Source organism: Pseudomonas sp. P4_C3, from assembly GCF_056402075.1.
Genome location: NZ_JBFUIC010000244.1, coordinates 1 through 6,671 on the forward strand (window position 1 = coordinate 1; position 6,671 = coordinate 6,671).

A 6,671-nucleotide genomic window follows, 5' to 3' on the forward strand; every position below is an offset into this window, starting at 1 on the left:
AGCATAGGTTATGAAGGGCGCACTTGCGCCATTTTCATTTCGGGGTTTCCAGACCCGGCCGCTGAAAAGACAGCGACACGCGAACGATAGAACCCGCGCCCTAAACGCACAAGCCGGCGGATTCTGGCGTAACCGTAGGCAACGACGCAAGGTCTTGTAGCCCATCGGAAATAACCTACAACCTTTTTAAACAAGCACTCCTGGGCGATGTCGGGCGGTTGCCCCCTTCGTACACAAGCAGTCTGATCAACTGAATACCGGCTTTCGTGTATCGCTGTGTATCAGGGCGCGGCATCCGCATACAGCCATACAAAACCAGCGCTTTACGGATACAGCCGGGATACACCACCGGGGCCAAATAGACCTGCCAAAGCGAGATGCACAACGCACCTCGCAACCAGGTTTATCAACCCTTGTGGTACGACCAATAACGGTCCAACCGCGCAAATGATCCGGAGTATCAACATGTCTCGTATCCAGTCGAACAAAACCCGCATTGGCCTGATCGCTGTTGCACTGGTCGGCGGTATCAACTTCGCTTCCACCGCGTTGTCCGCCGAAGCCTTGCCTCAGGGCTATCAACTGGCCTCCGCGGAAAAGACCAGCGAAGGCAAGTGTGGCGAAGGCAAGTGCGGTGCCAGTGAAGCCAGCGCGCAAAAGACACAGGCCGAAGGTAAATGCRGAGAGGGCAAGTGCGGCGATGCTTCTTTTGCAAGAACCGACGCAGATCATGACGGCCGCGTGTCGCTCAAGGAGCTTCTGGCAGTGGCACCCAAGGGCGCTGAGGAATTCAAGGCGATAGACGCCAACGGCGACGGTTTCCTGTCCGAGGGTGAGGTGTACAAGTACCGCACCAACCAGTTCACCTCCAACGGCAAGAAAGTACCGACCGAGCTCTACACCAAGTTGAGCCAGGCTAAAGACTGATCGGCTGCTACGAAAAAACCCTTCCTGCGTTGACGCGCAGGAAGGGTTTTTGGCGTGGGCAGTACTGGTTTGGTCGTCAGGCGCGAAATTGCACTGACTTGACCACCGGTTGCATCGGATTTAACCAGCAGGCTTTGTAACCATGACCGGCAAAGAACAGCCATAAGCAGCCAGTCGGAAATGTCCACGAAACCATGTGCGATTCACTCTGGGGCACACAGTCATTCAGCTTCCCTCCGCCCTCGGTTCCCGACTGGGAGCGCGGCGCCTGCAAAGTTGCCATTATCATTTGTCGTCCATCTTTGTTGACGATTGTGGCCGGCGCTCAGTGCTCTCTTCGGCGTTGGGCGCTTCTGGAAAACTCCCTGGCGTGAACACATGGGTCTGCAAGTCGCTGGCATCGACTTCGGCGACACCATGAACCGAACGGGCCAGACCAATGGCCTGCTCACACTGTCTATGAGTGTTGACGCGGCCGCTTAACCCCACTATGCCCGCATGGGTTTTGACATTGATATGCAGGCTAAGGGTCGGATCGGAAAATGCCAGGGCCGACTTCACCTTGGCGGTAATCCATGCATCGTGAACGGCCATCTCCAGACCATGAGAGTAATGCTGGAAGGAGTGAATTTTCATGGCTGAACCCTCTCTCGCGTAATCAGACGTACTGTCCATCCCATTTGCTGTGCAGCCCTCTGCCTGTCAGGTGAAAGCTATGGATACCTGAGTCGTTTAGGAGCGCTCGCCACGCAAACATTGACAGAAATTAATTATAGTACGGCCGTTGCCTGCGGTCAGAGCGCTGTCCCCGTGAACGTCCGCCTTGGTCGCTCTGTGCCAGGCGCAACACCTACAGAGCACTCAACAGTCCTTATTGCGATCAGCCCTGATCAACCCATAGCTGCCGATCTCGACCGACAGAATCGGCCAGGAACGGACGTTTATAGATAGGAGCACTTAACCCAGTGCCAGCTGAGATGCTTGTTCGCAACCAGGYTGGGTTCGCTGATGGGTTACGCTGCCGTTGGTCGGCGCCTTGCGCAGCAGTGCGATAGAAAACTATAGGAATAAACTCTCGTGCCGATATCAGTGAGGCARGGCCYGCRSGCGCCTGACCTTGAACCTGAGCGATCGAGCACATTGATGAGTGACAAATCTTTGGAAGAAAAAGCGGCAGTGATGGTYGACCCACATGAAACGATGGCCAGTATCGGACAGATCACTGCCGGKCGCGATGCCCTGCAACAGCGCCTGGACAAGGCTGATCGCGCGGTTCAGGAGCTTCAGGAGCAACTGGACTTGGCAAAGAYGCTGATGACCCGTCTGCTGGCGGCGAGTTTTGCGTCGACCGGCAAACCTTCCGCGCCCCTGACAAACTGGGGGCTAAATGAGATCGACGTTGTCGAACGGGAGATGGCCTGCTATTTGAATCCTGCCAATGAGGCGAGTGCCGCTTGACAGATCGCGCACTGAATGCCTACAGGCCGCGTAGATACTGGCTCCAAGCAGAATGCCGCTGTCGGGTTACCACAGCGGTTACCCATCGCGGTGTACCCAAGCTGACTGGGCCTGCATGATCGCAGGCCCTTGGCGTTTCGGGTTGGGGTTACTCATGGGTTATCCCCTCACCAGTGACCGCCGCACCTGGCACTTTTTTGAGTTTGGCTGGCTCTAAACTCTGCGTTCGTCGATAAACGCGCCTTGAAGATGACATTTTTATTACAATTTAATGACATGCCTTCCGGGTCAAAAGATGAAAGTCAGAGCTACAGTCATATGCGAGAGAGATAGGCATATCTTGCTCGTTCGCAAACCGAAGTCAAAATGGGCTTTGCCTGGTGGCAAAGTAGAAACTGGCGAAGCTATCGCTGGAGCTGCTGCTCGAGAACTCCAAGAAGAAACCGGGCTAAATGTTGATCAGCTCCTGTACATTTTTGAGTTCGATGCAGGCAACACACGCCATCATGTTTTTGAAGCCTCTGTCCCGGATGCCGAAAACGCTACGCCTCAAAACGAGATCATCGAGTGCATTTGGCATTCTCTGAACACGTTTCATGACTCAGACACAAGCGATACTACGAAATCGATTGTCAGATCATTTCTACGTCGCCTTTAACTTCCCCCTGGATCGTTCTGGTTCGCACAACGGTTAATCGTCTCTTTGCATCATTCTGAGTGCCCGCAATGGGGCGTTTTCTGCCGGTCATAGCCATAAAACGCGGCAGTCAACTCCATACAAATGGTTGCTCAGCTCCAATGCAATCAGCTGAGCAAATCCATGCAATTCCCCATCAAGCCTTGACCCAGCGCTGGCGACTCCAGCTGCTCAGCCCGTCGACGGCAAACACCAGCAGCAACATCGCCAGGATCACCGTACTGGCCTGGGCCTCCTGGAACAGGCTGAGGCTGACATAGAGCATCTGCCCCAAACCGCCGGCACCGACAAAACCGAGCACGCTGGCCATACGGATGTTGTTTTCCCAGCGGTACAGGATGTACGCCAGCAGTTGTGGAAACAGGTTGGGCAGGGTGCCGTAACAGAAGGCCCAGACCACGTTGCCGCCTTGCAAGCGGATGGCTTCGGCCGGTTGCGGCGGGGTGTTTTCCAGTGCTTCGGCGAACAATCGACCCAGCACCCCGGTGGTGTGCATGGCCAGTGCCAGGGTGCCAGCGTTGGGGCCGAGTCCGGCTGCCAGCACCATCAACGCGGCCCACACCAGTTCGGGAATGGCGCGCAGGGCGTTAAGCACAAGGCGCGACGCACTCTGCAACGGCCAACCGAAACGCCCGGCCGCCGGCAGTGCCAGCACCAGGCCGAATACCGCCGCGAGCAGGGTGCCAAGGGCAGACATCGCCATGGTTTCCACGGCGCCACGGCCGATGGCTTGCAGATGGCCGGCGCTCAGGTCCGGGCTGAGAAAACGCAGCACGTAGGCGCCCATCTGCGCAAGGTTAGCGCTGCCCGTCAGTTCACCSAGATCGATGCCCAGATAGCTGAACGAAGCGACGACCGCTGCGCCAATGCACAGGATCAGCAGCAGGTTGATCAGGCGATTCATGCGAACCTCCAGCGCAACAGGCGGCTGATCTGGTCGGCGAACAGCACCAGGACGAAAAAGGTCAGCAACATGCTCGCCACTTCACCGCCGGCGAACATGCGCAACGACAAATCGATCTGCTGGCCCAGCCCGCCGGCACCGACGAAGCCCATCACCACCGACGCGCGGATCGCGCATTCCCAGCGATACACCGTGTACGACAGCAACTCCGCCGCGACGTTGGGCAGGATGCCATAGCAGAACGCCGCCAACCGGCCACTGCCGGCTTGCAGCAGTGAGTGTGCGGGACGCTGGTCGACCGACTCGAAAATTTCCGCGTAGACCTTGCCCAGCATGCCGCTGTAGGTGATGGCAATCGCCAGCACCCCGGCCGTCGGGCCAAGGCCGACGGCGCGCACGAACAGCAAGGCCCAGACGATTTCCGGCACGCTGCGCAGGAAGATCAGCAATCCGCGCACCGGCCAGCGCAGCAGCCGGCCCAAGGCGCTCGGGCGACCGCTGCGAGAGGCGGCGGACAACGACAGCGCCCGGCTGGCCAACAAGCTGGCAGGCACGGCCAACAGCAAGGCCAAGGCCATGCCGGCGGTGGCGATGGCCAGTGTCTGCAACGTGGCTTGCCACAGCAGCTGAAGGAACTCTTCGCCATGGGCAGGTGGCCAGAAGGCTGAGACAAACCGGCCCATCTCACTCTGGCTGTCGGCCTTGAGCAGTACACCCAGGTCCAATTCGCTGAAATGAATGCCGGGCCACAGCAGAGCAAGTGCCAACAGACTGAGCAGCAGGCGGGGCAGGGTGGCCGGGTCTCGTGTATCGCGCGTCAGCATCGGGGAATCTGCAGGCTCAAGGGCGCCACCGGAACGGGCGGCGATAGCAGTTGTTCGTTGGCGTAGAGCTTGTCGAGCAAATCGTGGTCGACGTTGCTGGCGGGAAGATCGAACAGGACCTGGCCGTCGCGCAAACCGATGATGCGTGAAAAGTGCGTCAGGGCCAGTTCCACCGCATGCAGGCTGGCGACCAGCGTCACGTTGTGCTCCCGGGCGTGGCGACAGAGGATCGACAGGGTGTGCCCGGCCAGTACCGGGTCCATCGCCGACACCGGCTCATCGGCCAGCAGCACTTCGGGCGCCTGGTACAGCACCCGGGCAATGCCCACGCGCTGCAACTGGCCTCCGGACAATTGCTGGCACTGGGCGAACAGCTTGTCACCCAGGTCCAGCTTGACCAGTGCCGCCCGCGCGCCCGGAACATCCACCGGATGCAGCAGGCTCAACAAGCTTTTGGCAAAACCCCATTGCCCCAGCTTTCCGGCCAGCACCGCCGTGACCACTCGCTGCCGCGGTGGCAGCGGTGGTGCCTGATGCACCAGGCCGATGCGCGCCCGCAGCTGCTGACGCCGATGGGCGCCAAGCTGCCAGGCGTGCTCGCCGAGTACCTCGACCGCGCCGTTGTCCGGGCGCAGGGCGGTGGCCAGCACGTTGAGCAGGCTCGACTTGCCGGCACCGGACGGGCCGATGATTGCGACTTGCTCACCGGCACTGATCTGCAGGTCGACCTCATGCAGCGCACGCACGCCATTGCCGTGGGTGAGGCTGACCCGGTTCAGATGCAAGGTCATTTCAGCAGGTCGGCAGCGCGCGCGGCTTCCTCGATGCCCTTGTAGTTCTCAGGCTTGGTCTCGATGAAGCGGCTGGCGGCTTGCAGATCCAGAATCGCTTTTTGCTCCGGGTTGGCCGGGTCGAGCGCGAGGAAGGCCACCTTGATTTTGTTGGCGAGGGCCGGGTCGAGGGTGCCGCGCACGGTCCAGTTGTAGTCGAAGTAGGCCGGCGTGGTGGCGAAGACCTTGACCTTATCGGTATCGACCTTGCCGGCCGCGACCAGTTTTGCCCAGACGCTGGCGTTGAGCACGCCGGCGTCCACTTTGCCCGCCTGGACCCAGGCGACGGTGGCGTCGTGGGCGCCGGAGTAGCCGACACGGCTGAAGTAGGTTTCCGGCTTGATGCCGTCCTGCAGCATGAAATAGCGCGGCATCAAACTGCCTGACGTCGACGAGACCGAGCCGAAGGCAAAGGATTTGCCCTTGAGGTCGGCCAGCGACTTGACGGCCGGGTCGGCGCTGATGAATTTGCTGGTGAACTGCGCATCCTGCTCACGCTGTACCAGTGGAATGGCATTGCCGGTTTTCAGTCGCGCCTGCACGAAGGTGAAGCCGCCCAGCCAGGCCATGTCGATACGGTCTGTGGCCAGCGCCTCGACCACCGCCGGGTAGTCGGACACCGGTACGAACTCGACCTTCATGCCCAGTTGCTTCTCCAGATACTCGCCCAGGGGCTTGAACTTGCGCAGCAGTTCGGTGGGGGCTTCGTCGGGAATGGCGCTGACCTTGAGGGTCTCGGCAGCCTGTGCCAGCAGCGTGGAAAGGGACAAGGTCAGGCCAATGGCCGTTGCCAGGGTACGTTTGAGCATGGAAGTTCTCCGGTTCAATAGCGGAAAAATGTCGATGCGCCCCGCACAAGCTGATTGCTGCACGACGCTTCGTGAGGGTAGACGAAAACGGCGCGATTATAGGGAGTCTTGGGTGCTTGACCAGCCTTGCAGCAAGACTTAAGGCCAAAAAGACCTGTGGGAAAGACCTGTGGGAGCGAGCTTGCTCGCGATGGCGGAGTGTCAGTCAGCATCAATATCGAC

At 59.4% G+C, this 6,671-nt stretch carries 8 protein-coding genes; 3 read left to right on the top strand and 5 right to left on the bottom strand.

Annotated elements, in window-relative coordinates:
- Positions 1-465: 465 nt before the first annotated feature.
- Positions 466-927, top strand: a complete 462-nt coding sequence (locus AC1DVH_RS24415) for an HvfA family oxazolone/thioamide-modified RiPP metallophore (RefSeq protein ID WP_477755982.1) — start codon at positions 466-468, stop codon at positions 925-927.
- A gap of 285 nt (positions 928-1,212) precedes the next feature.
- On the opposite strand, the gene AC1DVH_RS24420 is transcribed toward AC1DVH_RS24415, so the two are convergent.
- Positions 1,213-1,563, bottom strand: coding sequence for a BON domain-containing protein (locus AC1DVH_RS24420; RefSeq protein WP_150812540.1), 351 nt, complete (start codon positions 1,561-1,563; stop codon positions 1,213-1,215).
- 507 nt (positions 1,564-2,070) lie between these two features.
- On the opposite strand from AC1DVH_RS24420, the gene AC1DVH_RS24425 reads away from it, so the two are divergent.
- Together AC1DVH_RS24425 and AC1DVH_RS24430 are read left to right on the top strand one after the other, a co-directional pair.
- The gene (locus AC1DVH_RS24425; protein ID WP_477755983.1) at positions 2,071-2,385 is read left to right on the top strand and encodes a hypothetical protein; all 315 of its coding nucleotides are present in this window, start codon (positions 2,071-2,073) and stop codon (positions 2,383-2,385) included.
- Between the two features lie 295 nt (positions 2,386-2,680).
- Positions 2,681-3,043 (top strand): NUDIX hydrolase, encoded by a 363-nt coding sequence (locus AC1DVH_RS24430; RefSeq protein WP_477755984.1) that lies wholly within the window; start codon positions 2,681-2,683, stop codon positions 3,041-3,043.
- A gap of 175 nt (positions 3,044-3,218) precedes the next feature.
- Here the strand turns inward: AC1DVH_RS24430 and phnE are convergent, their stop codons facing one another.
- The 4 genes from phnE to AC1DVH_RS24450 are packed head-to-tail and all read right to left on the bottom strand — an operon-like array spanning position 3,219 to position 6,449.
- Complete coding sequence (phnE, locus tag AC1DVH_RS24435) at positions 3,219-3,986, bottom strand: phosphonate ABC transporter, permease protein PhnE (RefSeq protein WP_477755985.1); 768 nt, start codon at positions 3,984-3,986, stop codon at positions 3,219-3,221.
- Positions 3,983-4,810, bottom strand: coding sequence for a PhnE/PtxC family ABC transporter permease (locus AC1DVH_RS24440; protein ID WP_458548710.1), 828 nt, complete (start codon positions 4,808-4,810; stop codon positions 3,983-3,985). The genes phnE and AC1DVH_RS24440 overlap by 4 nt, the downstream gene beginning before the upstream one ends.
- Complete coding sequence (locus tag AC1DVH_RS24445; RefSeq protein ID WP_477755986.1) at positions 4,804-5,601, bottom strand: phosphonate ABC transporter ATP-binding protein; 798 nt, start codon at positions 5,599-5,601, stop codon at positions 4,804-4,806. The genes AC1DVH_RS24440 and AC1DVH_RS24445 overlap by 7 nt, the downstream gene beginning before the upstream one ends.
- Positions 5,598-6,449, bottom strand: a complete 852-nt coding sequence (locus tag AC1DVH_RS24450; RefSeq protein WP_477755987.1) for a putative selenate ABC transporter substrate-binding protein — start codon at positions 6,447-6,449, stop codon at positions 5,598-5,600. The genes AC1DVH_RS24445 and AC1DVH_RS24450 overlap by 4 nt, the downstream gene beginning before the upstream one ends.
- Positions 6,450-6,671 lie beyond the last annotated feature (222 nt).

What these genes read in the sequence shown, in the direction of transcription:
- AC1DVH_RS24420 (WP_150812540.1), bottom strand. Translation starts at nt 1,563, where the DNA reads ATGAAAATTCACTCCTTCCAGCATTACTCTCATGGTCTGGAGATGGCC.
- AC1DVH_RS24430 (WP_477755984.1), top strand. Translation starts at nt 2,681, where the DNA reads ATGAAAGTCAGAGCTACAGTCATATGCGAGAGAGATAGGCATATCTTG.
- AC1DVH_RS24440 (WP_458548710.1), bottom strand. Translation starts at nt 4,810, where the DNA reads ATGCTGACGCGCGATACACGAGACCCGGCCACCCTGCCCCGCCTGCTG.
- AC1DVH_RS24445 (WP_477755986.1), bottom strand. Translation starts at nt 5,601, where the DNA reads ATGACCTTGCATCTGAACCGGGTCAGCCTCACCCACGGCAATGGCGTG.
- AC1DVH_RS24450 (WP_477755987.1), bottom strand. Translation starts at nt 6,449, where the DNA reads ATGCTCAAACGTACCCTGGCAACGGCCATTGGCCTGACCTTGTCCCTT.